The sequence below is a fragment of the Actinocorallia sp. A-T 12471 genome, assembly GCF_033875155.1.
Taxonomy (GTDB): domain Bacteria; phylum Actinomycetota; class Actinomycetes; order Streptosporangiales; family Streptosporangiaceae; genus Actinocorallia.
On sequence record NZ_JAWZTE010000007.1, the window covers coordinates 266161 to 289685 of the forward strand.

Below are 23525 nucleotides of genomic sequence, written 5' to 3' on the forward strand. Positions count from 1 at the left end.
CCGACGGTCAGCCGCGGTCCCCGTCCGGGACCGCGGCCGCGGGGGCCTCGGCGGGCGCGGCGACGGGCTCGGGCGCGGGCTTGGGACGGTCGGTGACCAGGAAGACCGCCGCGAGGACCATCGCCATGCCGAACGGCATGCTCCAGCTGAGCGGCTCACTCAGGAAGACCGTCCCCCACAGCAGCCCGAACAGCGGCACGAGGAACGTGACCGACAGCGCGCCCGTCGGGCCCATCCTGGTCACCAGCAGGAAGAACAGGAAGAACCCGAGCGCGGTGCAGGCGAGGGCGAGCGCCACGACGGACAGGATGATGCCGGTGTCGGGGGTCTGCCGCGGCGGCAGCGCGAGCGTCGGCGCGAGGAGTATCGCCGCGGCGGCGAGGTTCTGCCCGGTTGCGGTGGCCAGCGGATGGGTATCAGGAAACCTGATCTTGGTGTAGACGCCGCCGAGCGCGTAGAACAGGGCGGCGAGCAGGCTCGCCCCGACCGCGAGGAGCATCATGCCGTCCACGTGCAGCGGGCCGAGGCCCACGAGGACGGCGACCCCCGCGACGCCGAGCAGCACGCCAGCGATCTGCGGTCCAGAAGGCCGCCTGCGCTGGCGCACCGCGGTCACCGCGAGCGCGAACAGCGGCGTCGTGGCGTTGAGTATTGCCGCGAGCGACGCGGTGATCTCCAGTTCCGCGACCGCGATAAGGGTGAACGGAAAGGCCGCCATCAAAGCGCCGAGGATGAGAAAGCCACGCCAATCCCGGCGGAAATCCGGCACTTTCCGCAGCAGTGCCCCGACCGCCAGCAGCGCCACCCCCGCCAGCAGCACCCGCGCCTCGGTCATGCTCACCGGGCCGAGCACCGGCGCGGCCTCCCGCATGAACAGGAAGGAGGCGCCCCACAGCGCGCCCACCCCGAGAAGACAGATGAAATCAATGACGGCCATGGAACTCCCCGGGAAGTGACGGCGAACGACTCATTGATATGCCACTACGATTGTTCACGGCAAACAAAAGCAATTCATCCGGAGGATGCGGAAGGCTCATGAATCTCGCGCAACTTCGCGCCCTGCGCGCCGTGCACGAGGCCGGCAGCGTGACCGGCGCGGCCGACCTGCTTGGCGTCACGCAGTCCGCGGTGAGCCACGCGCTCACGTCACTGGAGAACGAGCTCGGGATGCGGCTCGTCATCCGGGAGCGGTCCGGATGCTGTCTCACCGAGGTGGGCAGACGCCTCATGCCCCATGTGGTGGGGGCGCTGCACCACGTCGAGCGGTTCGCCGAGGAGGCCGCGGCGGCGTCCGGGCTGCTCGACGGACGGGTGCGGATCGGGGCGTTCCCGAGCGCGTGCCGCGTCCTGCCGAGGTTCGTGCGCGCGTTCCGCAAACTGCACCCGGCCGTCGACGTCGTGCTGCTCGAAGGCACCGACGCCGAGGTCGAGGAGTGGATCGGCACCGGCGTCATCGACCTCGGGGTCGTCTCCGGGCCGCGTCCCGACCTGCGGACCGTCCCGCTCGCCGCCGACGAGTTCCTCGCGGTGCTGCCGTCGGCGCACCCGCTCGCCGCCGAGCGGGCCGTCGGGCTCGCCGACCTGTCCGACGACCCGTTCCTGCTGTCGGCGGCGGGGTGTGAGCCGCTCATCCGGGCGCACTACCGCGCCGTCGGCCTCGACCTGTCCCCCGCCCACCGGGTGCAGCGCATGGACACGCTGCTCGCCATGGTCCGTGAGGACCTCGGCGTCAGCGTCGTGCCCTCGCTCGCCCTTCCCGAACTCCTCGACGGGATCAGGGCGATCCCGTTGCGTCCGCCGGCTCCCCGCTCGCTCCTGCTCGCCGCACCCGCCGACACCGAGCCGACCCCCGCCGCCCGCGCGTTCCTCGACGCGGTCACCGTCCAGCCGCCCGCTCCGCCGCCGTCCAGGCCGCCGGTACCGGCGCGCGCCACGCCGGTTCCCGTGCCGTGACCGGCGCGGCCCCCGTCCTGCGTCGGACGGGGGCCGCGCCGGGGGTCATGCGGCGAACTGGGCGGTCAGGCGGTCGAGGGCGTGCTCGCCGAACATCAGGTCGAGCTGGCCCGCGGAGTCGGCGGCGGACGCCTCGCTCCGGGGGAAGAGCGCGGTCTCGTAGGCGGTGAGGGCGGCTTCGACGTCGCCGGGGTGGGCGGCGATCGCGTGGGCGAGCTCCGCGCCGTCGAGCATGGCGAGGTTCGCGCCCTCGCCCGCGAACGGGGACATGAGGTGGGCGGCGTCACCGAGCAGGGTGACGCCGGGGACGCGGTCCCAGCGGTGGCCGACGGGCAGCGCGTTGATGCGGCGCGGGATCAGGGGGCCGTCCGCGTCGGCGATCAGCGCGCGGTAGGGGGCGTCCCATGCCGCGAAGGTGTCGAGGAGGGTGTGCTTGGCGGCTGCGGCGTCGGTGAAGTCGACGCCGTCGAGCCAGTCCTCGGGGGCGCGCAGCGCGGTGTAGACGTGCAGGCTTCCGTCGGTCTCGCGGTGCGCGAGGAAGCCCTGGCCGTCGTGCAGGGCGATGAAGAAGCCGCCGCCGATGAACGCGGCGCTGCCGGGGTGGCGGTCCTCGGCGTCGAGCAGGTCGCACTCGACGAACGAGATCCCCGTGTAGGCGGGCTTCGCGGGCGACACCAGCGGACGAATCCGCGACCACGCGCCGTCCGCGCCGACGAGGAGGTCGGTGGTGACGGTGCGGCCGTCGGCGAAGACGACCTCGTGGCGGCCGTCGCCGAGCGGGCGGGCCGCGGTCACCTTGGCGGCCCAGCGGACGGCGTCGGCGGGCAGGGAGTCGAGCAGGAGGTCGCGGAGCTGGCCCCGGTCGACCTCGGGGCGGTCGCCCTGGCCGTCGTCGGCCTCGTCCACGCGGAACGCGCCGGTGGCGTCGGCGAGGCGCATGGCCTCGCCGCCCGGGTGGACGAGGGCGCGGAACGGCTCGTGCAGGCCCGCGGCGCGCAGCGCGACCTGTCCGGAATCTGCGTGGATGTCGAGCATGCCGCCCTGGGTGCGGGTGTGCCTGTCGGGTTCGAGGTCGAACACCGCGGCGGTGACGCCGTGGACGTGCAGGACGCGGGCGAGCGTCAGGCCGCCGAGGCCCGCGCCGACGATGACGATCGGGTGGTGTGCGGTCATGGTGATTCCCCCTGAGATGTGGTGGTTGGGTAAAGGGTCAGGCGGCCGGGGCCGGGCGCGCGGGGCGCGGCGCGGTCCTTGTGCGCAACGGCACCTCGCGGACGGCGAGGGCGGCAGGGACGGCGACGGCGCACAGCGCGCACGCCGCCCAGAAGACCGACTGGGTGCCCTCGGCGACGGCGTGCGCGTAGGCGGGCCCGTCCGTCGCGGCTCCGGCGGCGGTCAGCGAGCGGGACAGCAGCGCGCCGAAGACCGCGACGGCGAGGGAGCCGCCGAGCGTCCGGAACAGGTTGATCGCGGCGGTGGCCGAGCCCAGGTCGCGCATCTCCACGCTGTTCTGCGCGATGGTCGTGGTCATCTGCATGGTCAGGCCGAGGCCCGCGCCGACGACGGCCATGAACACGCCGGTCGTGACGCGGCCGGTGGCGGCGTCCATCGTCGCGAGGAGGGCCGAGCCGATGGTCAGCAGCGCCGCGCCGAGGACGGGGAAGATCTTGTACCTGCCGGTGCGGGTCATGACCCGGCCGGGGATCTGCGACACGACAACGATCGCGGCCATCATCGGCAGCAGGAGCAGCCCGGAGTCGGCGGCCGACGCGTGCTGCACGCTCTGCTGGTAGAGCGGGAGGTACAGGGACGCGCCGAACATCATCCCGCCGACCACGACGGTGACGACCGAGACGAGGCCCATGTTGCGGTGCTTGAAGATGCGCAAGGGCAGCAGCGGTTCGGCGACCCGGCGCTGGACCGCCACGAACGCGGCGAGGGTGACGAGGGCGAGCGCGGCGAGGCCGAGGATCTGGGGTGACGCCCAGGCGTAGCGGACTCCGGCCCAGGAGGCCGCGAGGACCGTGGCGGAGATCGTCACGGCGAGCAGGGCCACGCCCGCCCAGTCGATCCTCGCCGGTCGCCGGACTGCCGGGAGCTTCAGCATGGTCCGCGACCAGACGAACGCGACGAGGCCGAGCGGCAGGTTGACGAAGAACGCCCACCGCCAGCCGAGGTGCCCGGTGACGAACCCGCCGACCAGCGGCCCGCCGATCGTGCCGAGCGCCGTCACGATCGCCGTCATGCCCTGGTAGCGGCCGCGTTCGCGCGGCGGGACGAGATCGCCGATCAGCGCGAAAGCGCCGACCGACAGGCCGCCCGCGCCGAGGCCCTGGAGCACGCGGAAGCCGATGAGCTGGCCCATCGACTGGGCGAGCCCCGAGGCGACCGACCCGATCAGGAACACCACGATCGAGGCGAGGAACACGTTCTTGCGGCCGCGCAGGTCGCCGAGCTTGCCCCACACCGGCGTCGAGATCGCGGTGGCGAGCACGTAGGCGGTCACCACCCACGACAGGTGGTCGAGCCCGCCGAGCTCCCTGGTGATCGTCGGCATCGCGGTGCCGACGATGGTGTTGTCGAGCATCGCGAGCAGCATCGCGAGCATGACGCCGAGCAGCGTCCATCGGACGCGGCTGTCGCTCATCGCCGGGAACCCCGGCGTTTCAACTTCTTCTGCGGATTTCTCGGTCATGGCCGACTTCCTTCTGTTCGCGACCCGGACGCGGGCCCTGACGCGCCGGATCACGGATTCGGGCATTCCGCCCTTGCCGTCCGGCGGGGCCACAGTACGTGGAACAGAGCAAAAGTTGCAACCGTTCAAATTTTGGTTCTGTTGCATGATCTCCGGTAGGGTGGGCGCATGACCGACGCGGAGACCACGGGCGGACGCAGGGAACGCAAGAAGGCGGCGACCCGCAGGGCGCTCGCCGACGCCGCGCTCCGGCTCTTCCTGGAACGCGGCTACGACCAGGTCGGCGTGCGGGAGATCGCCGAGGCGGCCGACGTCTCCGTGACGACGCTGTTCAACCACTTCCCGGGCGGCAAGGAGGCCCTGGTCTTCGACGAGGACGCCGACCACGAGGCGGCGCTGGTCGCCGCGGTCACCGAACGTCCTGAGGGGCAGTCGATCCCCGAGGCCCTGCGCGCCTACCTGATCAGCCGCGTCGCGGACCCGTCCGGCGAGGACCCCCGGATGCGCGACTTCCACCGCCTCGTGGACGAGACCCCCGCGCTACGCGGCGCGTCCCGCGCGATGTGGATGCGCCACGAACAGGCCCTTGCCGCCGCGCTCGCCACCGCGACGGGCCGCCCCGCCGACGACCTCCTCTGCGCCGCCTACGCCCACTTCACCCTCAGCATCCTGTTCTTCGCCCACTCCCACCCCGACCCGACCACCGTCGTCACCGACCTCTCCACCCTCCTGGAATCCGGCTGGACCACCACCATCACCACCCATCCCCCCCACACCCCCACCCACAACGCCACACCCTGACACCCACCCCAACCCCACCCCACCCCCACCCCACCGGCCCCGGCACCCCAGCTTCGGTGACAACGGTTTCGACCTCACACGGCACGGCTTCACCCCGCCGCCACTGGACCAGCTCCGTCCAGTACACGCGGGTGGCAAGATACGACCTCACCTGCCACGACACCCCACTCTCAACCGCGACCCCGCCGCGCGGCACCTCGAACGAGGCCCCCCGACCTCCAGAGGGCGCCCCGATCACCGCCAGCGCAACAACATTGACAAGCAAAAGCCCCCACCCCAGCGTAAACCTGAGCACCCCAAGCAGAACCACCGCAACACACGTCGCCGCCACAAGACCAAGTCCGTGCCCGTCCCCGGTGAGAAACACGACCTCAGGAAAGTCGAACGCGATCCACCGAGCCGTCCGCAACCGCTCCCCCGCATACGCCGCCACCCACCCCGCCAGCGCGACCGTCAGCGCAACGACGAGGGCGACGCGAGGCCGCCGCCGCAGCGCGACAAGCCCCACGACCGCGTAAATCAGCGCCACGCAGCTCAGGTACCGGCCATAGGCGAAATTCCCGACCCGGTCCTCATCCGGCAACGCCGCCGACGACGCGTACGCGAGCCGACGGTCACCGCGAGCAGCGCGACCGCCCCGGCCCGGAACCGTGGCTCGCGGACCGCCGCCACCACCGCAACAAGCCCAACCCCGCCCAGCCCCCACGTCGCCACGACCAGGTACCAGAGCTGCCCCGCCGCTCCCGACCACGCCCACAGCTGCCCGTCCACGCTGAACATCCGGTCCGCAAGCAGCCCACCAAGATCACGAGCCCCACCCGGATACAGCGAGGCGGCCACATACCCGTTGAGCGCCCGTCCCGCCGCCCACCCGACGGCAAGCACCCCGAGCCCCACCCCCAGCACCGGAGGCCGCCGCCACGCGAAGACCAACAGCACCGCGACATGCACCACCGCGACGACCGCACCCCGCGCGTGTACCGCCGCCGCTCCCGCCGCCAGGGCTCCGGCCCACGCGGCCGCCCATACCGGCGCCGTAAGCAGGGCTCCGGCTCCTGGGACGGCCTGTACCGGCCGTGCGGTCACGGCTCCGGGCCGCGTGACCGCCCGCGCTGACCTCGCCGGCAGCTCTACGGGCCGTGTGGAGGGCCGCAGCTGCCTTGTGGGTGCTCGGTGGGTGGGGGTTGCGGGGTGGGGTTGGGTTGCGTGGTCTAGGGCGAGTAGCCAGGTGAGGAGGAGGGTGGGCAGGATGGCGTCGGCCAGGGCGTAGCGCGTGAAGAGGACGGTGGCGGGGAGGAGGGCGGCTGTCCAGGCGGTGAGCAGGGCGCTGCCGCCGACCTGGCCGAGGCGGCGTAGGAGGAGGTAGACGAGGGGGAAGGTCAGTGCGCCGAGCAGCGCGTTGACGGCGAGTGTCAGGCGGTACACGGTCTCGGGGTCGTCGGTCAGGTGGTAGAGCGGGGCGAGCAGGAGCGGGTAGCCGGCCTGGTAGAAGGTGTGGCCGGTGAAGTCGGTGCCCGGGCCGCCGGCGAGCAGGCGGGCGGCGACGAGGTAGCCGGTCTCGTCCGGGTCCGCGACGGGCCCGTCGGAGTGTCTTGCGGGGAGGAAACGGACGGCGGCCTGGGTGAGGTAGCCGAGGAGCAGCATGCGGCGAACTGACATGTCGGCCACGGTCGTGGCGGACTGTCATGGGGGTGTCTGCGGGATGTTCGGGTCTTGTGACATGAGGGGCAGGGGGAGGGGTGGGTTCTGATAATTGGGGTTGTGGCTCGGATATTGCTTGTTGAGGATGATTTTTCGGCGCGTGCTGCGCTTGGCCTTGCGCTCAGTCGGCTTGGGCACAGGGTGGGCGGCGTGGCCGATGGGGAGAGTGCGCTTGCGGAGATTTCCGTGCGGCGGCCGGAACTTGCGCTGCTTGATGTGATGCTTCCCGGTCTTGATGGGATCGAGGTGTGTCGCAGGATTCGGAACAGTGATTCGTTGCCGGTCATTCTGCTTACCGCGCTGGGTGACGATCTTGATGTCGTCACCGGGCTTGAGGCGGGGGCTGACGACTATGTGGTCAAGCCCGTTGAGCCGCGGGTGCTTGACGCGAGGATTCGTTCGGTGCTGCGTCGGGTCACCTCGGCGCGGCCGGACGTCACGGCCTATGGGGATCTTGTGGTGGACCGGGCCGCGCTGCGGGTGCTGCGCGACGGGGTCGACCTGCGGCTCACGCCGACCGAATTGCGGCTTCTGCTGGAGTTGACGCGGATGCCGGGGAAGGCGTTGACGCGGCGGCAGTTGCTCGCGGAGGTGTGGGAGATCACGCACGCGGGGGACTCGCGGCTCGTTGACGCGTGCGTGCAGCGGGTGCGGGCGAAGATCTCGGCCGAGTACATCGAGACGGTCCGGGGGTTCGGCTACCGGTTCGTCGCGCCGTGAGCGGGCTGTTCGCGCGGATGTCGGCCGCGCTGCTCGGGGTGTGCGTGGTCGCCGCGGCGTTGGCGTCCGGGATCTCCTATGTGCTGTTCCGCGCGAACGTGCTCGAGCGGGCGGAGAGCAGGGTCGTGTCGGCCTTTCGGGCCGCGGTGTCGGGGGCGGTGCCCGCGCGGGAGGTCGCGTTCGGCGGTGACGTCGTCGCCTGGCAGGTGCGCGACGCCCTCGCACCGCTCGGCCGCGCCTTCGCCACCCAGATCCCCACGCCGGGCTACGGCGCCTGGTCAGGCGGGGTCGCTGAGGTGGGCGTCCCGCTCCCGCTGACGTTCGTGCTCGCGGCGGACGAGGGGCTTGTGCATCGGAGGCTTGTGCATGAAGGCCGGCCTTATCTGCTCGTCGGCTCGCGGGTGTGGCGGGAGGACTCGGCGGGGACGCGCACACCCACCGATGTGATCGCGTTCCTTGCCGTCGACCTTCGGGCGGAACAGGAGGATCTGCGCGGGTTTCTGGTGTCCGTGCTGGTCGCCGACGGGGTCGCCGTGCTCGTCGCGGTGCTGCTCGCCTGGCTGCTGGCGCGCAGGGTGCTGCGCCCGGTGCGCGAGCTGGGCGCGGCGGCGCGGGCGCTCGGCGAGGGCGACCTCGCCACGCGCGTCAAAATCCACGGCCGCGACGAGCTCGCCGACCTCGCCCGGACCTTCAACCGGACAGCCGAGACGCTTGAGCGGCAGGTCGCGGTCTCGCGGAGGTTCGCCGCCGACGTGTCCCACGAGCTGCGCACCCCGCTCACCTCGATGGTCGCCGTCGTCGAGGTCCTCGCCGAGGAGGACCTTCCCGACGAGACCGCGGCGGCCGTCGGGCTCGTCGCCGAGCAGACGCGGCGGCTGCGCCGTCTCGTCGGCGACCTGCTGGAGATCAGCCTCCTCGACGCCGACGCCGCGACCCTCGTCCCCGACGAGATCGAGGTCCGCGCCTTCCTCACCGAGGCGGTCACCTCACGCGGCTGGGAGGCCCAGATCGTCGGCGACCCGGACGCGGTGTTCCGGCTCGACCCGCGCCGCTTCGACGTGATCGTCGCCAACCTCGTCGGCAACGCGGTCAGCTACGGCGCACCGCCCGTCGTCGTCTCCTTCCACCTGGACGACGACGGCATGACCGTCACCGTCTCCGACGACGGCCCGGGAATCCCCGCCGAGCTGCTGCCCGTCGTCTTCGACAGGTTCGTCCGGGGCGACGCCTCACGCGGCAGGACCGAGGGCGGCGGCCTCGGCCTGGCGATCGCCCGCGCCAACGCCGAGCTGCACGGCGGCAGCCTCGACGCGGCCAACCACAGCGGGGCCGTGTTCACCCTGCGGCTGCCCCGGGAGGCCCCGTGCGCGTCATGATCGTGTCGCTGCTGCTGCTCACCGGCTGCGGCGTCACCGCGACCGGCGTCCGGCACGACCCAGCGCCGCCGCCCGTCGCCCGGGGCGCGACGACCACCGTCAGGATCTACCTGGTCAAGGACGGCGGCCTCGCACCCGTCACCCGCGAGTGGCCGGGCACGGGGGACTTCGCCCTTGAGGCGCTGACCGAGGGCCCGACCAGCCGGGAGAGCCGCCTCGGATACCGAAGCGAGGTCCCCTTCGTCAGGCTCGCGGTCGGTTTCGAGCCGGGCCACATCATGGTCCACGCCCTCGAAGACGGCGTCTGGACCGAACCGGCAAGGCGGCAACTCGCGTGCACGCTGAAGCACGCCTTCCCGAACACCCCGATGATCTCCCTCAGCGGGCCGGACCCCGAGACGCGAACGGCCCTGACCTGCACGCTGTAGCGGCCGGAGCCGGGGGTGCGGGGAGCCTAGGATGGGGGGATGGGGATTGAACTGCGCCTGCTCGGACAGGTGCGGTGGCGGGGGCGGGCGGTGGTCGGGGACCGGGCCCAGGCGCTGCTCGCGGCGCTGGCGGGGGCGGGACGCGGGGTGAGCGCGGGGACGCTCGTGGCGGAGGTCTGGGGCGAGGAGGAGCCGGTCAATCCGGGCAAGGCGCTGCAGGTGCTGGTGTCGCGGACGCGGGCCGTGGTCGGGGCGGAGACCGTGCTGACCGAGGGCGGCGGATACCGGCTCGGGGTCGCCGCCGACGAGGTCGACGCCGGACGCCTGCGCGGCCTTGCCGAGCGGGCGCGGGAACTCCTCGATGACGACCCGGCCGGGGCCGTCGCGGCCGCCGAGGAGGCCCTTGCGCTGGGCGCGGGCGCGCTGCCCGCCGAGGGCGACGGACCGCTCGCCGAGGTCAGACGGGCGGCGGAGCGGGACCTGAGCGACGTGCGCGTGGTCCTCGCGCGGGCGCGCGCCCGCACCGGCGAGCACGCGACGGCCCTCGACGCGCTCGCCGAGGCCGCCCACGTCCACCCCGACGACGAGGGCCTGCTCGCCGACCTGCTGCGCAGCGAGGCAGCCGTGCGCGGCGCGGGCGCGGCGCTCGACAGGTTCGCGCGCTACCGGGCCGGGCTGCGCGAACGCGTCGGAGCCGAGCCCGGGCCCGAGCTGCGCAGGGTGCACCGCGAGCTGCTCGCGCTCGACAGCCCCGTCCGGTCCGGCGTGCGGTTCGACGCGACCCCGCTGCTCGGCCGCGACGACGACCTCAAGAACATCCGCGCGCTGCTCACGACGTCGCCCGTGGTGTCGATCCTCGGGCCGGGCGGGCTCGGCAAGACAAGGCTCGCCCACGCCGTCGCCAGGGACGCGCCGCAGCCCGTCGTGCACTTCGTGGAACTCGTCGGCGTCACCTCCCCCGACGGCCTGGTCGGCGAGGTCGGGTCGGCGCTCGGCGTCCGCGACTCCGTCACCGGACGGCACGCGCTCACCCCCGCGCAGCGCGCCGACGTCCGCGCGCGGATCGCCCAGCAGCTCGACCTCGCGCCGACCCTGCTCGTCCTCGACAACTGCGAGCACCTTGTCGAGGCGGTCGCCGACCTCGTCGCGTACCTGACCGCGACGACGCGCGAGGCGCGCGTGCTCACCACGACCCGCGCGCCGCTGGAGATCGCCGCCGAGCGCGTCTACCCGCTGCCGCAGCTCGGCACCGGCGACGCCGTCGCCCTCTTCCGCGACCGTGCGACGGCCGCGCGGCCCGGCGTCCGCCTCGCCCCCGACGACGTCAGGGCCGTCGTGGACCGCCTCGACGGCCTCCCCCTGGCGATCGAGCTCGCCGCCGCCAAGGTCAGGGTGATGTCCCCCGCCGAGATCGCCCGCAGGCTCGACGACAGGTTCGCGCTGCTGCGCGGCGGCGACCGCAGCGCCCCGTCGCGGCACAGGACGCTCGGCGCGGTGATCGACTGGTCGTGGAGCCTGCTCGGCGAGCCGGAGCGCCGCGCCCTGCGCCGTCTGTCCTCCTTCCCCGACGGCTTCACCCTCGAGGCCGCCGAGGAGGTGATCGGCGAAGGGGCGCTCGATGACGTGTCCGAGCTCGTCGCGCAGTCCCTGCTGACCGTCGTGGAGACCGCCGAGGGCGTCCGCTACCGGATGCTGGAGACCGTCCGCGAGTACGGACGCAAGCGGCTCGAGTCCGCCGGGGAGACCGCCGAGGCGCGGGCCGCCGTGCGGGCGTGGGCCGTCGGTTACGCCACGCGGCACGGTGCGCTCCTGTACTCGCCCCAGCAGGTCGAGGCGATGGACCTGATGCGGGTGGAGGAGACCAACCTCGCCGACATCCTGCGCGACGCCCTCGCCGACCCCGACCCGGAAGCCGTGGTCATCCTGTTCGCCGCGCTCGGCGGCTACTGGTCGATCTGCGGCGACCACCAGCGCGGGTTCGTCCTCGCCCCTGCGCTCGCGGCGGCGCTCGACGGCTGGACGCCGCCGCCGCGCCTGCTCGACCGGGCGCGGATCGCGGTCGGAATCGCGCTGCTCAACACGATGATCACGCCGTCGGGGGACACGGCGACCCTGAGCGGGATGCTCGCCGCGCTCGGCACCGACTCGGCCAACCCCGAGGTGCGCGGCATGGCGACGGCGCTGCTCGCCTCCGCCCGCGACCCCGAGCGCGGCCTTGAGGAGCTCGCCGACGACCCCGATCCCGTCACCCGGGGGATCGCGCTGCACTGGCTGAGCCACGACCGGGAGAACGCGGGCGACCCCGAGGGCGCGATCGACGCGGCCCGCGCGGCGCTCGACCTCATCGGCGACGAGGGCGGCCCGTGGCGGCGCGCGGTGCTGCACACCCAGCTCGTCGGCCTCTACCAGCATGTGGAGAACAGCGACGCGGCGGCCGCGCACGCCGCCGAGGCGCTGCCGGTGCTGGAGCGGCTCGGCGCGGTGGACGAGGTCGTCCAGGTGCGCGCGTTCCTCATCACCTTCGCGATCGTGGAGGGCCGGATCGCCGAGGCCACGCGGATGGTCGAGGAGTTGGAGGCGTACGCGGCCCAGGGCGTGTTCACCGAGGCGATGGCCATCGCGGCGAGCCGGGCCCAGCTCGCCCTCGCCTCGGGTGACGTCGCCGAGGGCCTGCTGCTGCACCGGGAGGCCGCCGAGGCGCTGCGGAACATGCGGCTGCCCGGCACGTCGACGACCTTCGAGCCGTGGATGGTCATGGGCGAGGCGATGGCGCTCGCGGCCTTCGCCCAGTACTGCGCGGGCGACGACGGGGCCGACTTCTTCGCGTCGCTGCGCGCGCGGGCCCCTGAGCTGCTCGAGCCCGACCGGCCGTCCCGCGACATCCCGATGGTGGGCACGATGCTCGCCGGGCTCGGCCTGTGGGTGCTGCTGAAGGGCGCGCCGCCGCACGACGACGCCGTCCGGCTGCTCGTGCTCGCCGGGCGGTTCGCCTACAACCGGTTCATGCCGACGATGCGCTGGGAGCTCCTGGCCGGGCACGCCGAACGCGTCGCGCCGGGGGTGCTGGCCAGGATCGAGGCCGAATACGCCGAGCGGCGCGGCCCCGACCTTGTGGACGAGGCGCGCGCCGTTCTGGAGCGGGTGCTCTGAGCTACATCTTGCGCGAGTAGGACCGGACGGCCAGGGGCGCGAAGATCGCCACGACCGCGACGCACCCGACGACCGCCCAGCCGACCTCGGCGGTGACCGCGCCGTCGTTGAACAGGTCGCGGACGGCGGAGACGACGTGCGAGACCGGGTTGATCTTGACGAACCCCTGGAGCCAGCCGGGCAGGGTCTCGGCCGGGACGAACGCGTTGGACAGGAACGTCAGCGGGAACATGATCATCATCGAGATGCCCTGGACGCTCTGCGCCGACCGCGCCATCGTGCCGAGCCAGGTGAAGATCCACGCCAGCGACCAGCCCGCGACGACCGTCAGCGCGATGCCGCCGACGCAGCCGAGCACGCCGCCTTCCGGCCGGTACCCGATGACGAGGCCGGTGACGAGCGTCAGCACCGAGGCGATCAGGTAGCGGACGAGGTCGGCGACCATCGGCCCGGCCAGCGGCGCGATCCGCGCGATCGGCAGGGACTTGAAGCGGTCGAAGACGCCCTTGTCCATGTCCTCGCGCAGCTGCACGCCGGTCGCCATGCAGACGGTGAGGGCGGTCTGGGCGAGAATGCCGGGGATGAGCAGCGGCAGGTAGTCGCTCACCGAGCCGGAGATCGCGCCGCCGAAGATGAACGCGAACATCGCGGTGAACAGCAGCGGCTGGATGAGCACGTCGAAGAACTGCTCGGGCTTACGGCGCATCTTCTTCAGCGCCCGCCACGCCATCGCCAGGATCTGCGTTCCGGTCTCCTGGAGCGAGGTGCGCGGCTTCGTGCGGGCGATGGCGGCGGAGGGGTCGACCCGCCGGGGGTCGCGGGAGGTGGGGGCGAGAACGGTCATCGGACCGCCTCCTTCCGGGGCTCGTCGGCCTTGTCGCCGGACTTGGGCTCGTCCGCGCCGTGGCCGGTCAGGGTGAGGAAGACCTCGTCGAGGGTCGGCTTGGCGACGCTCACCGAGGCGATGGACAGACCCGCCTCGCGCAGGCCGATGAGGACGTCGGCGGCCCGGTTCGGGTCGGGCAGGGCGACGTTCATCAGGCCGGACTCGGGGGTGAGGACGGGCTCCTCCCCCAGCAGCCGCCGGACGACGTGGGCGGCCAGGCCGGTGTCCGCGCCGTCGGCGAGGCGCAGTTGCAGGGTCGAGTCGCCGACCTGGGTCTTCAGCGCGTCGGGGGTGTCCTCGGCGACCTTGCGGCCGCGGTCGATGACGGCGACGCGGTCGGCGAGCTGGTCTGCCTCGTCCAGGTACTGGGTGGTGAGCAGGATCGTCGAGCCGTCGGTGACGAGTTCGCGGATCGTGTCCCACATCTGGCCGCGCGTCCTCGGGTCGAGGCCGGTCGTGGGCTCGTCGAGGAAGATCAGGGGCGGGCGGGTGATCAGGCTCGAGGCGAGGTCGAGCCGGCGGCGCATGCCGCCGCTGAACTGCGCGAGGGGCCGTTCGGCCGCCTCCTGGAGGCCGAAGCGGTCGAGCAGGTCTCCCGCGATCGCCTTGGCCCGCGCGCTGGGCAGGCCCTGGAGGCGGGCGAACAGCCACAGGTTCTCGCGCGCGGTCAGGTCCTCGTCCACCGAGGCGTACTGCCCGGTGACGCCGACGAGCTGACGGATGCGGTGCGGCTCCTTCCTGACGTCCACGCCGAAGATCTCCGCGCGGCCGCCGTCGATCGGCAGCAGGGTCGCGAGCATCCTGAGGGTGGTGGTCTTGCCCGCCCCGTTGGGGCCGAGCACCCCGAAGATCTCGCCCTGCCGCACGTGCAGGTCGATGCCGTCCACGCCACGGAAGTCACCGAAGTCCTTGATCAGGCCCTCGGCCCGGACGGCGCTGAGGTCCGCCATGAGCGCGTCTCCTCTCTCCGCCGGGTCCCTCCCGGCGTCCGAGGTAAAGACTGCGGCCCGCCGGATTCGCGACGGCTTCACCCCGGTTTCACCCCGCACCGGACGGCTTCACCAAACGCCCGCCATAATGGCTGGGTGAAACCGGATTGGAGCCTGCGGCTGCTGCGTGCCAGCGGGTTCGGTTCGGTGTGCGCGGTGGTCTCGGCCGGGGCGCACTACTACGGCGGCGGCGCGCTGATCGGGCCCGGCGTGTTCGGGCTCGCCGCGCTGGCGTTGACGGTCGGGGCCTTCCTGCTCGGCGGGCGCGAACGCGGGATGGGCGTGATCCTTCCCGCGACGTTCGCGGCGCAGTACGGGCTGCACTCGCTGTTCGGCGAGCTGTCCCCCGTCGCAGGCGTCGAGGCGCTCGACGGCTCGGGCATGGTCTCCATGGACCACACGCACGGCTCGATGCTGCTCACCCACGTGATCGTCGCGCTGCTGTCGGCGGCGTGGCTGCGCAGGGGCGAGGAGCTGTTCTGCGCCCTCGTGCGGCGGCTCGCCGCGCGAATCCTGCGGCTTACCCGGCCCGCGCTGCCCGCGATCCTCTTCGTCAAGGCGCCCGTCCCCGCGCCGGTGATGGCGTGCGTTCCGGTGGCGGTGACCACCGAGGTCTCGCGGCGCGGACCGCCCACGACGTTCTCTCTCTGACCTTTCCCCCTTTTTCGTCAGACCTTCGGCGTGCGCGCCGGAGGTCCATGGCCGCGTGGCCGTGCGCCCGCGCCATGAGAGACCGTCGTGGAGTCCGACGTTGTCCCTGCGGTCCCCCATGCCCGTCCGGCCGGAAGCCGGACGGGCCCCCAGCCCTGCCGCCCTGAGCGGCCTTCGGGCGCTCGCCTTGCGCCTGCACTTCTACGCCGGCGTACTCGTCGCGCCCTTCCTGCTCGTCGCCGCCGTCACCGGCCTGCTCTACGCGGGTTCGTGGCAGGCCGAGAAGATCATCTACTCCGACGTGCTCACCGTGCCCGCCTCGGGTGAGCGCCTGCCCGTCCAGCGCCAGGTAGACCTCGCCAAGGCCGCGCGGCCCGACGCGACGGTCCTCGCCGTCCGGCCGTCGGTCGAGGACGGGGCCACCACCCGCGTCCTCATGGACGCCGACGGCCTCGGCGAGTCAGAACGGCTCGCGGTGTACGTCGACCCGTATCGGGGGGAGGTGAAGGGCGAGCTCGTCGTCTACGGGTCGTCCGAGGCGCTGCCGCTGCGCGCGTGGATCTCCCAGACCCACCGGCACCTGCACCTCGGCGAGCCCGGCCGCCTGTACAGCGAACTCGCCGCGTCCTGGCTGTGGGTCGTGGTCTTGGCGGGGCTCGTGCTGTGGATCGGCCGCAGGCGGGCCCGCCGCCGCGACCTCGCGCTGCCCGAGCGGGGGGTCAAGGGCCGCAGGCGCGTCATGTCCCTGCACGGGACGGTCGGCCTGTGGGCGGCCGCCGGGTTCCTGTTCCTGTCGGCGACCGGCCTCACCTGGTCGACCCACGCGGGTAAGCGGGTCGACGTCCTCCAGACGAAGCTCAACGGGGTCACCCCGTCCCTCGCCGGGACCGCGGCGGGCCACCACGGGCCGTCGTCCGGCGACGGGCACGCCGGGCACACCGCGGCCGCCGACGTCGACCTGATCTTGCGCTCCGCCGCGCTCGACGGGCCCGTCGAGGCCGTCTACCCGGCCGAGGCCGACCAGGCGTTCGTGGTCAAGCAGACCGACAGGTCATGGCCGCTGCGCCAGGATGCCAAGGCGCTCGACCCGACCACCGGCGAGGTGCTCGACACCCTGCGTTTCGCCGACTACCCGCCCCTGGCCAAGCTGACCTCGATCGGCATCTCCGCGCACATGGGTTCGCTGTTCGGCCTCGCCAACCAGCTGCTCCTCGCGTTCCTCGCCCTCGCGCTGATCGCCCTCATCGTCCTCGGCTACGTCATGTGGTGGAAGCGCGGCCGACACGGCTTCGGCAGGCCCATCCCGCGCGGCGCATGGCGCACCGCACCGCCCTGGCTCCTCGCGTCCCTCACCCTCGCCGCCCTCGCCGCCTCCTGGCTCGCCCCCCTCTTCGCCTACACCCTCCTCGCTTTCCTCCTCCTCGACCTCACCATCGGCATGGTCCAGCGGCGGAGAGCCTGACCCACGGGCGGCCCCCTGCCCCGGGGGCCGCCCCCACCCATCTCCGAGCGCACGCCCGCACCCGCACCCGTCTTCGGGCGGGCTCTCGCGGTCGCGCACGCAACTCCCCCACGGCCCCGGCCAGGCCGTCGCCGAGCGAGCCGACCACGAGCGCCCGTTCGCCGACCTTCCGTCCTTCAAGACCGACCCGTCATCGACGCCAGTTCACCCCGGTCCGACCACGCCTCACCGAAGCCGACCTGCTGAACCTGTGGGCCTTGTGATGAGCATGTTGCCGAGTCCGATGACGTCGTATTTCTCCAACGTCACGTGAACCTGGGCCGCCCGCAGCCAGCGAACGCGCGGGTCATCGTGGGCGACGCTGGTAGCGCTGGCCACCAGACCGGCGGGGGTCGGCCGGTAAAGCATCCCCGAGAACGCCGCCGGTGCGACGCGGCGGGGCCGCAGCACGACATGACCGTCACGCAGATGCGGACACAACCGCGCCGACCGCTCCACACATCCGGGACATACGGGCGGATGCGCCGTCATGACGGGCGCGGGCCACGGCCCTTCAGCGCTCTCATACTCCTTCCGCGAGAGCATCCACAGCGCGCTTTTCCCGCAGGGCGTTCCGCACACCTGGCACAGCAGGCCCCGCATCGCGCGCCGCTGCCGCAGGACATGCACGTTCGCGAACTGCGGAACCCCCACCCCCGGACTGAACCCCATCCGCGTCCACAAGACCCCGTCCCGATCACGATCTTCGGCCCGCTCATCGACGTAGCCGATCCCCTTGCCACGGACCACCACCGCGACCGGCAAGGTCTCCTCCGACGACCACGCCGTGATGTACGGCACTGTCCCCCACCGCGCCAGATTCACCACAGAGGCTGACATATACCCACACCTTCCTCAGGCCGAGAGTGCGACGGGGTAAGGGCCGCGCCCAGATCCAGCCCGATCACGACACCGCCCGCACGCACCCGCACGGCCCGTGACGCCACACCGTCGCCAGCACCCCCGACGTCGTGGTCTGGGTGACGGCGGCGGTGTAGCCCCGGACGACCATCAGGCCGCGCCCGCCCTCCGCGAGATCATCCACCGCCACGGGTGACCCGGCGTCCAAGGCCGCCCGCTCCGCGAGCACCCCCACCGGCGTAGCCGGACGCCCCGCGCCCTCGCCGATGGGATGCCGGACCTCACCGCGCAGCGACCCGCCCTCATGCCAGAGCGTCAGCACCACCGACACCGGGACCGTGCCGTGCCGAACCGCGTTCCCCAGCAGCTCTGACACGACAACGAGCAGGTCGCCCAGCACCTCACAGCCCACGAGGAGCCGACGGCACCGCGCACGCGTCGCCCCCACCGACCGGGCATCCGCGCCCCCCCGAACCTCCACATGCGCCCCCAGCACGACCGCCAACCGGTCAACCGCCCCCGCCACATCCTCAGCGGGCAACCGCTCCCCCCGCGCGAGCACAAACTGACGGCTCCCCTCCGGACCCGGCTCCAACGTCACCCGCTCCACCACACCCCCCGAGCCGGCCCGCGCCACCCGCAGACACGGCACCCCCACCCGCGAACTCCCCGGCGACACCACCAGGTCACCCCGCCGCCGAAGCCACGCCCCCAACTCCTCCATCCCAGCCGGACAGGCCAGAGCGGGCAGTCCTCTACGATTGCTATCCACGGTCGGACTCGCTTCCGATCAAGACCCTGCGCCGGTGCCTGCCAAGTCCCCGGCCAGGGTCGTTTTGTTTTGGTGCGGCTACTTTTCGTGTTTTCTCCGCGCGGCGGAGTCGCTACCTGCGATCCTGAGTCATACGAGCACCGTAGCCCATACATTGCAACGTCTCAACATAGTAGGTGCGAAAGTTATGAGTACGTCGATCGTTCTACGGCGTCGCCTCGCGTCAAGGCTGGTGGACTACCGGAAGACGGCAGGGTTGACCCAGAGAGATGCGGCGGCCCACTTGGGGGCGGGCGTCAGCAAGATCATTCGCATTGAGACCGCAGAATCCACGGTGAGCGTCGGCGACCTTCGCTCGCTACTGACGCTGTACAAGATCACAGATCCAGAAGAGTGCGACGAGCTTGTAGAACTTGCTCGCCAGGCTCGGAAGCGCGGCGGCTGGTGGTCGGCGTATCGAGACCTGCTGTCAGGTCCGTTCCTGGCGCTTGAGGCGGAGGCAGCGCGGATCTCGGACTATGAGCCGAGTCTTATCCCCGGGCTGCTCCAGACCGAAGGCTACGCCTATCGCCTGATCGCCACCTTGACCAACGTCCACGAGGAGGAGGTCCAACGGTTGGTCCAAGTACGGATGCGCCGTCAGAGGCGGCTCTACGACGATGACGCACCTCTCGTGCTCGACGCGATCATCGACGAGGCTGCTCTCATCCGTACGCTCCACTGTGGTGACATCGCCCGCGAACAGCTAGAACGGCTACTGAAGGACGGGGAGCGGCCCAACATCAGCATTCGTGTGGTTCCCAAGGAGGCCGGGATATACCCAGCCATCGGCTACCCGTTTGTGATCATCGGATTCCCTGGGCCAGACCCCGACATCGTTCTGACCGAGACACGGGTCGGCGAACAGTACCTACATGACGCGCAAGAGGTAGGCGCGTTCGTCTCCGACCTCCGTGAACTGATCGCGTGTGCCTTGGATGAGGAGGACTCAGCTAGGCTGATACGCAGTCTGATCAGGAAGTTGGTGCCGATTCGTGAAGACCCGGACAGTCTGGCGTAAGTCGAGCTATTCGAACACAGCAGCCAATCAGTGTGTAGAGGTTGCGGTCTTCCGGCCGGTGATCGCGGTCCGAGACAGCAAGAACCCTCACGCTTCGCACCTCAACCTCTCCCACCGTGCCTTCGCTCGGGTGGTCACCGGGTTGAAGGCACAAGACCCGCAAGTGTGATCTCTTTCCCCTAGCGATCGAGCGGGACCGCCGCCGCGCGGCGGCCCCGAACAGCACAGCGGGCGCGCCGCCTCGCGGCGCGCCCGCTGTGCTGTTCGGCTCGGGTGGGGAGGGTTCGACAGGTACTACTGGTGACTCGGCGGGTAGCGTGGTGGTCACGTTCGAGGTATCAGGAATCGAGGACGATGTGGACCGTCGTCAAGCGCTCCAGACCGCCGGCGCGGTCACGGCCGCCGCCGCTGCCACTCCCGCTCTCGCCGCTCTCACCAGCGCATGGCAGGCGAGCCGACCGCTCATCCCCGGTGCGACGGTTTCGCGCGCGATGCTGGACGACTGGGCGGCCGGGTTCGGGATTCACGCGCGCAGCTTCGCCATCGACCCGCCCGAGACGGCATTGAGCGGGATTGCCCGAGACTGGGCTGAAATGGCGCCGCACCTGGCGGCCACCCAGCCTGAGGGAGTCGGGCGGGACCTCGCGCAGATCGCGGGGCAGTATTCTCGGCTGATCGCCATGGGATTTCAGCAGGTCAGCGATCGCCGTATGGCCTCGCGGTGGTGGCAGACCGCGCACTTCCATGCGGATCGATCAGGCGATGCCCTGCTTTCCTCCGAAACTCGTAGTTGGGAGACCACCTATCGGGTCGTCGAGGCAGGGGAGAACCTTCCGGATCTGCACCGGCTCGCCCGCAGCGCCCGGGAACACGCCGGGCGGCAACCGAGCAGCGCGCTCATGCGGGCCATCGGCGTCGAGGCCGAAGTCCTCGTTCGGATGGGCAGAGCGTCCGACGCGATCACGACGATGCGCGAGGCCGAAGACGTCTTCGAGCGGTTGCCCGCAGGCGCGGAGCAGGGCGAAAGGCATCTTCGATTCATGCAGAGTTTCGTCTACTCGGCAGTCGGAGCCGCAGGCCAGGCCGCCGAGGCACAAGAGGCGGCGCGAGCCTTCTACCCGCGCACCTCATATCCGCACGCGTCGGCACAACTCACTCTTCACGGTGTCATTCTTCACGCGCGCATCGATCCGGGTGAGGCCAGCAAGCAGGCATTGGCCGTCCTGGACCGGATCCCCGCGGAGCGGCGCGTCAAGCGCGTCGTCCTCGCCGCGCGCCGCATCGCCGATGCAGTCCCAGAGGACGCCCGCCCACTTGCCCCCGTCCAAGAACTGAAGGCCCTCACAGCCTGAGGGCGCGCTCTCGCTCATGTGCGAGTCCTTGCCTCCAGGATCGACCGCGCCCACAGCTGACGCGCGGGGAAGGCCCCCGCGCGGCTCGGCGCGCGGGCGGGGGCGTTAGTGGCCCTGGTGGGCGGGGGTGCCGCCCGTGAGGGTGGGGGTTGGGCCGTAGCCGAGGGTGGCCATCATGCCTAGTTCGGAGTGGTAGAGGTTGTGGCAGTGGAGCATCCATTCGCCGACGTTGTCGGCGTCGATGTCGGCGGTGATTGTCTCGTTGGGTTTGATGATGAATGTGTCTTTGCGGGGGCCCTGGCCTGCGCCGCGTATTTGGAAGGTGTGGCCGTGTAGGTGGACGGGGTGCCAGATGGGGGTGGCGTTGGTGAACTGGAGGCGGATGCGCTGGTGTTGTTCGACTCGGACGCGTAGGGCGTTCTGGGGGGTGCCGCCGGGTGAGGTGCTGATGGACCAGGTCATGCCCAGGGGGCCCATGCCGAGGAACATGCGGACCGTGAGGTCGATTGGGCGGGAGGGTAGGTCGACCGATGGGGCCGCCGACAGTTGCGCGAGGCTGAGCAGGGTTCCTGAGAGTTGGGGGACGGAGACCGTTGGGGCGGGGGCGGTGCCCGCGCCGGTGCGGACCAGGGCGAAGGCTCGGGCGTTCTTGCCCTCGGCGGATGCGACGAGAGGGAAGACGCCGCCGCCCAGGGTCACCAGGACGTCGTAGCGCTCTCCCATGCCGATGAGGAGGGTGTCGACGGTGACGTGGTCGCAGGGGAAGCCGTCGGTGTGCGTGACGGTGAGCCGGTGGCCGCCGAGCGCGACCCGGTAGGCGGTGTCGGAACCGGCGTTGATCAGCCTGATCCGCGCGCGCTGCCCCGGGGAGGCGTTGAACGTCACCGGATGCGACGGGGTCCGCCCGTTGATCAGGTGGTACGGGTAGGAGACGTGTCCGGCCTGGCCGCCCAGTGTGCTCGCGTACATGGACGGTGAGTTCAGGGTCCCGTTGTGCATCGCCGTCATGACCGCGTCGGGCGTGGTGCCCGTGCCGTCGATCCAGTCGTCGATCACCACGACGAACTCGACGTCATACGACAGCGGCTCGTTGGGGTCGTCCACGATGAGCGGCCCGTAGACGCCGCGGTCGAGCTGTGTGCCGTAGTGCGAGTGGTAGAAGTACGTGCCTGGGTCGGGGGCGGTGAACCGGTAGTCGAACGACTGGTTCTGGCCGGTCAGCGGCTGGGTGTTCGGCGCGCCGTCCATGGCGTTCTCGATGCGGATGCCGTGCCAGTGCACCGTCGTCGGCTGCGGCATCCGGTTGACGAGCCTTGCGTGGACGAGCCCGCCCGCATCGACCCGGATCAGCGGGCCCGGCACGGCCGAGCCGTACGCCCAGGTGTTCACGGTCGCCGCGCCGAGGCCGACGCTCGTGGGGCCGGGTTCCAGCAGCTGGAAGGCGTCGAAGGCGTGCGCGGGGCTCGCGAGGCTCCGCGCGGTGAGCCCGGCGGCTCCCGCGGCGCTGAGCGCGGCCCCGCCCTTGAGCAGACGGCGGCGGGTGAGTGAACTGTCGGCCATGGCGGGCTCCGTCGGGGGGTGGGGGGAGCTGTCTCGGTCGAGTGTGCGGCGGCCCGGGCGTGGCGGCCCGCCGATCGGTCCGGCAGGCGGGACGTGCAGCTCGTGCGGGGGTCGCACGCACCCGATCATGAAGCTGTAGTCTCCGACGCGCGTCACATGTGGGGAGCTGATCATGTTCGTCGTCACCGGGCCGTCGGGGAACGTCGGGGCCGAGGTCGCCAGGCTGACCGCCGGGCGCACCGACCTGCCCTACCGGATCGCCGCCCACCACCCTGACGGAATCAGGGCGCGGCTCGGGCCCGAGACGCGTGTCGTGCCGTTCGACTACGACGACCGCGCCACCTGGCCCGCCGTCCTCGACGGCGTCACCACACTCTTCCTGCTGTTCCCGCTGCCGCATCCGCGCACGGTCGGGACCCGGATGAAGCCGTTCATCGACGCCGCCGTCGCGGCGGGGGTCGGGCACATCGTCTACGTGTCGGTGCCGGGGGCGGACCGGCAGAAGGTCGTGCCGCACCACCAGGTCGAGGCGCACATCAAGGCGTCGGGCGTGCCCTACACGATCCTGCGGTGCTCGTTCTTCATGCAGAACCTGTGCCGGCGGCTGTCCACGCACGGCGTCGACGTCGTCGAGCGCGACGAGCTGTTCATCCCGGCCGGCCGGGGCCGCACCACCTTCATCGACGCGCGCGACGTCGCCGACGTGGTGCTCAAGATCGCCGCCGACCCCGCCGCCTACCGGAACCGCGAGTACGTCCTGACCGGAGCCGAGCGGCTCGACTTCTTCGAGGTCGCGGAGATCTTCTCCGCCGTGATGGGACGGCCGATCCGGTACACCAAGCCGTCGCTGCCGCGCTTCTGGTGGCGGCTGTGGCGGCGTGGCGTCGCCTGGGACGCCGTGCTTTTCATGACGATCGTGTACACGCTCACCCGAACCGGGAAGAACGAGCCGATGACCGACGAACTGGCGGCGCTGCTCGGCCGTCCGCCGCGCACTATGCGGGAGTTCGTCCGGGATTATCTGCCGCGCTGGGAGAAGCGCGACTGGACGTGATGCGGCGGGGCCCCG

21 protein-coding genes are annotated in these 23525 nt (G+C 71.7%); 12 read left to right on the plus strand and 9 right to left on the minus strand.

Annotation, left to right across the window (positions count from 1 at the left end; translation table 11 throughout):
• Positions 1–7 precede the first annotated feature (7 nt).
• Positions 8–937: a DMT family transporter gene (locus tag R9X44_RS21470; protein WP_319816021.1), complete on the minus strand. Its 930-nt coding sequence runs from the start codon at positions 935–937 to the stop codon at positions 8–10.
• Between the two features lie 98 nt (positions 938–1035).
• Here R9X44_RS21470 and R9X44_RS21475 point away from each other — a divergent pair, with 98 nt between their 5' ends.
• The gene (locus tag R9X44_RS21475) at positions 1036–1953 is read left to right on the plus strand and encodes a LysR family transcriptional regulator (RefSeq protein ID WP_319816022.1); all 918 of its coding nucleotides are present in this window, start codon (positions 1036–1038) and stop codon (positions 1951–1953) included.
• Positions 1954–1998: 45 nt separating this feature from the next.
• Here R9X44_RS21475 and R9X44_RS21480 read toward each other — a convergent pair whose 3' ends face one another.
• Together R9X44_RS21480 and R9X44_RS21485 are read right to left on the minus strand one after the other, a co-directional pair.
• Positions 1999–3126: an NAD(P)/FAD-dependent oxidoreductase gene (locus R9X44_RS21480; RefSeq protein WP_319816023.1), complete on the minus strand. Its 1128-nt coding sequence runs from the start codon at positions 3124–3126 to the stop codon at positions 1999–2001.
• 37 nt (positions 3127–3163) lie between these two features.
• Complete coding sequence (locus R9X44_RS21485; RefSeq protein ID WP_319816024.1) at positions 3164–4648, minus strand: MDR family MFS transporter; 1485 nt, start codon at positions 4646–4648, stop codon at positions 3164–3166.
• A gap of 168 nt (positions 4649–4816) precedes the next feature.
• Here R9X44_RS21485 and R9X44_RS21490 point away from each other — a divergent pair, with 168 nt between their 5' ends.
• On the plus strand, positions 4817–5449 hold the full coding sequence (locus tag R9X44_RS21490; protein WP_319816025.1) for a TetR/AcrR family transcriptional regulator: 633 nt from the start codon (positions 4817–4819) through the stop codon (positions 5447–5449).
• A gap of 534 nt (positions 5450–5983) precedes the next feature.
• Here the strand turns inward: R9X44_RS21490 and R9X44_RS21495 are convergent.
• Positions 5984–7108, minus strand: coding sequence for a hypothetical protein (locus tag R9X44_RS21495; protein WP_319816026.1), 1125 nt, complete (start codon positions 7106–7108; stop codon positions 5984–5986).
• A 102-nt stretch (positions 7109–7210) separates the two neighbouring features.
• On the opposite strand from R9X44_RS21495, the gene R9X44_RS21500 reads away from it, so the two are divergent.
• Genes R9X44_RS21500 through R9X44_RS21515 form a run of 4 tightly spaced genes read left to right on the plus strand, consistent with a single transcriptional unit; the run spans position 7211 to position 12824 of the window.
• Positions 7211–7870 carry a response regulator transcription factor gene (locus tag R9X44_RS21500; RefSeq protein WP_319816027.1) on the plus strand — a complete coding sequence of 220 codons (660 nt, stop codon included), beginning with the start codon at positions 7211–7213 and terminating at the stop codon, positions 7868–7870.
• Complete coding sequence (locus R9X44_RS21505; RefSeq protein WP_319816028.1) at positions 7867–9246, plus strand: HAMP domain-containing sensor histidine kinase; 1380 nt, start codon at positions 7867–7869, stop codon at positions 9244–9246. Before R9X44_RS21500 ends, R9X44_RS21505 begins: the two co-directional genes overlap by 4 nt.
• Positions 9234–9674 (plus strand): hypothetical protein, encoded by a 441-nt coding sequence (locus tag R9X44_RS21510; RefSeq protein ID WP_319816029.1) that lies wholly within the window; start codon positions 9234–9236, stop codon positions 9672–9674. Before R9X44_RS21505 ends, R9X44_RS21510 begins: the two co-directional genes overlap by 13 nt.
• Positions 9675–9713: 39 nt before the next feature.
• Complete coding sequence (locus tag R9X44_RS21515; protein WP_319816030.1) at positions 9714–12824, plus strand: ATP-binding protein; 3111 nt, start codon at positions 9714–9716, stop codon at positions 12822–12824.
• A gap of 1 nt (position 12825) precedes the next feature.
• Here R9X44_RS21515 and R9X44_RS21520 read toward each other — a convergent pair whose 3' ends face one another.
• Together R9X44_RS21520 and R9X44_RS21525 are read right to left on the minus strand one after the other, a co-directional pair.
• On the minus strand, positions 12826–13668 hold the full coding sequence (locus tag R9X44_RS21520) for an ABC transporter permease (RefSeq protein WP_319816031.1): 843 nt from the start codon (positions 13666–13668) through the stop codon (positions 12826–12828).
• Complete coding sequence (locus tag R9X44_RS21525) at positions 13665–14660, minus strand: ATP-binding cassette domain-containing protein (protein ID WP_319816032.1); 996 nt, start codon at positions 14658–14660, stop codon at positions 13665–13667. Before R9X44_RS21525 ends, R9X44_RS21520 begins: the two co-directional genes overlap by 4 nt.
• Positions 14661–14795: 135 nt before the next feature.
• On the opposite strand from R9X44_RS21525, the gene R9X44_RS21530 reads away from it, so the two are divergent.
• Together R9X44_RS21530 and R9X44_RS21535 are read left to right on the plus strand one after the other, a co-directional pair.
• A complete protein-coding gene (locus R9X44_RS21530; RefSeq protein ID WP_319816033.1) occupies positions 14796–15350 on the plus strand; it encodes a hypothetical protein in 555 nt (184 codons plus the stop codon).
• Positions 15351–15450: 100 nt separating this feature from the next.
• The gene (locus tag R9X44_RS21535) at positions 15451–16812 is read left to right on the plus strand and encodes a PepSY domain-containing protein (protein ID WP_319816034.1); all 1362 of its coding nucleotides are present in this window, start codon (positions 15451–15453) and stop codon (positions 16810–16812) included.
• Between the two features lie 225 nt (positions 16813–17037).
• Here R9X44_RS21535 and R9X44_RS21540 read toward each other — a convergent pair whose 3' ends face one another.
• Together R9X44_RS21540 and R9X44_RS21545 are read right to left on the minus strand one after the other, a co-directional pair.
• The gene (locus R9X44_RS21540; protein WP_319816035.1) at positions 17038–17691 is read right to left on the minus strand and encodes a hypothetical protein; all 654 of its coding nucleotides are present in this window, start codon (positions 17689–17691) and stop codon (positions 17038–17040) included.
• Positions 17692–17755: 64 nt separating this feature from the next.
• Entirely contained in the window at positions 17756–18160 is a 405-nt protein-coding gene (locus R9X44_RS21545; protein ID WP_319816036.1) for an ATP-binding protein, read from the minus strand.
• 511 nt (positions 18161–18671) lie between these two features.
• Between R9X44_RS21545 and R9X44_RS21550 the strand changes: the two genes are divergently transcribed.
• The 3 genes from R9X44_RS21550 (at position 18672) to R9X44_RS21560 (ending at position 20896) form a co-directional block, all read left to right on the plus strand.
• Positions 18672–19544, plus strand: a complete 873-nt coding sequence (locus tag R9X44_RS21550) for a helix-turn-helix transcriptional regulator (protein ID WP_319816037.1) — start codon at positions 18672–18674, stop codon at positions 19542–19544.
• Positions 19519–19713, plus strand: coding sequence for a DUF397 domain-containing protein (locus tag R9X44_RS21555; protein ID WP_319816038.1), 195 nt, complete (start codon positions 19519–19521; stop codon positions 19711–19713). Before R9X44_RS21550 ends, R9X44_RS21555 begins: the two co-directional genes overlap by 26 nt.
• 151 nt (positions 19714–19864) lie before the next feature.
• The gene (locus R9X44_RS21560) at positions 19865–20896 is read left to right on the plus strand and encodes a hypothetical protein (RefSeq protein WP_319816039.1); all 1032 of its coding nucleotides are present in this window, start codon (positions 19865–19867) and stop codon (positions 20894–20896) included.
• A 105-nt stretch (positions 20897–21001) separates the two neighbouring features.
• Here R9X44_RS21560 and R9X44_RS21565 read toward each other — a convergent pair whose 3' ends face one another.
• Complete coding sequence (locus R9X44_RS21565) at positions 21002–22456, minus strand: multicopper oxidase family protein (RefSeq protein WP_319816040.1); 1455 nt, start codon at positions 22454–22456, stop codon at positions 21002–21004.
• 172 nt (positions 22457–22628) lie between these two features.
• On the opposite strand from R9X44_RS21565, the gene R9X44_RS21570 reads away from it, so the two are divergent.
• Complete coding sequence (locus R9X44_RS21570) at positions 22629–23510, plus strand: NmrA family NAD(P)-binding protein (protein WP_319816041.1); 882 nt, start codon at positions 22629–22631, stop codon at positions 23508–23510.
• Positions 23511–23525: the final 15 nt, after the last annotated feature.